General features: G+C 66.9%; 3 protein-coding genes. 1 reads left to right on the top strand and 2 read right to left on the bottom strand.

Features of this window, described 5'->3' with window-relative positions:
- Positions 1-282: hypothetical protein (locus tag HMPREF0591_RS30010; RefSeq protein WP_341860259.1), on the top strand; the 282-nt coding region annotated here is incomplete at its 5' end.
- 5 nt (positions 283-287) lie between these two features.
- Here the strand turns inward: HMPREF0591_RS30010 and HMPREF0591_RS30005 are convergent.
- Together HMPREF0591_RS30005 and HMPREF0591_RS30000 are read right to left on the bottom strand one after the other, a co-directional pair.
- Positions 288-617 carry a YnfA family protein gene (locus HMPREF0591_RS30005; protein WP_007172657.1) on the bottom strand — a complete coding sequence of 110 codons (330 nt, stop codon included), beginning with the start codon at positions 615-617 and terminating at the stop codon, positions 288-290.
- Between the two features lie 76 nt (positions 618-693).
- Positions 694-879, bottom strand: a 186-nt coding sequence (locus HMPREF0591_RS30000; RefSeq protein ID WP_007172656.1) for an ArsR/SmtB family transcription factor, incomplete at its 5' end; no start/stop codon positions are given.

Below are 879 nucleotides of genomic sequence, written 5' to 3'. Positions count from 1 at the left end.
AATGCGAGGCCGCGACCGATGCGTATTGAGTTCCTCAGCCATCCCGGATGTCCCAACGCCGCCGCCGCACGCGACGTGTTATCCGAATGTCTGAACGCCCTGGGCATCCGCGCCCCGGTCACCGACCGCGTGGGGGACTTCCCCTCACCATCGATCCTCATCAACAGCATCGACGCAATGCGCCCCGGCGCACTACCGGCGGGCCGATCCTGCCGACTGGACCTGCCCACCCGTGCGATGGTTCTGGCCGCGCCGCAGCAAGCGGCGGCAGTCGAACATTAAAAGGTCTAGCCGCGCGGCGCGTACATGATGATCGTGACCCCGGCCAGGCAGACCAATGCGCCGATGACATCCCACCGGTCAGGCCTAAACCCGTCGAAGGCCATACCCCAGGCCAGCGAGCCGGCGACGAACACGCCGCCGTAGGCGGCCAGGATCCGACCGAAATGCGCATCGGGCTGCAACGTGGCGACAAACCCATACAGCCCCAGCGCGATCACACCGGCGCCGACCCAGGCCAGCCCGCGGTGCTCGCGCACCCCCTGCCACACCAACCAGGCGCCGCCGATCTCTGCGACCGCGGCCACCACGAATAACAGAACCGAACGCACCGCCATAGCCGGTGACCCTATGAGACCGCGGCCGATCGACACCAGGTCACCCGCTGTCCGGAGCAGCCGCAACGAGGCGTCGTTATCGGCCGGTGCGGGCAAACACGCCAGCGAGTGCATCCAGGGTGGCCGGCACTAACCGGTAGTAAGCCCATTTACCACGCTGGGTGCGTTCCAGCAGACCGGCCTCGACCAGAATCTTGAGATGATGCGACACCGTCGGCTGGGACAGCCCGACCGGAGCGGTCAGGTCACAGACGCAGGCCTC

It is taken from the genome of Mycobacterium parascrofulaceum ATCC BAA-614 (assembly GCF_000164135.1).
GTDB classification, from domain to species: Bacteria; Actinomycetota; Actinomycetes; order Mycobacteriales; family Mycobacteriaceae; genus Mycobacterium; species Mycobacterium parascrofulaceum.
The sequence above is the reverse complement of the archived record's forward strand: the minus strand, read 5'-3'. Positions and strand labels throughout refer to the sequence as shown.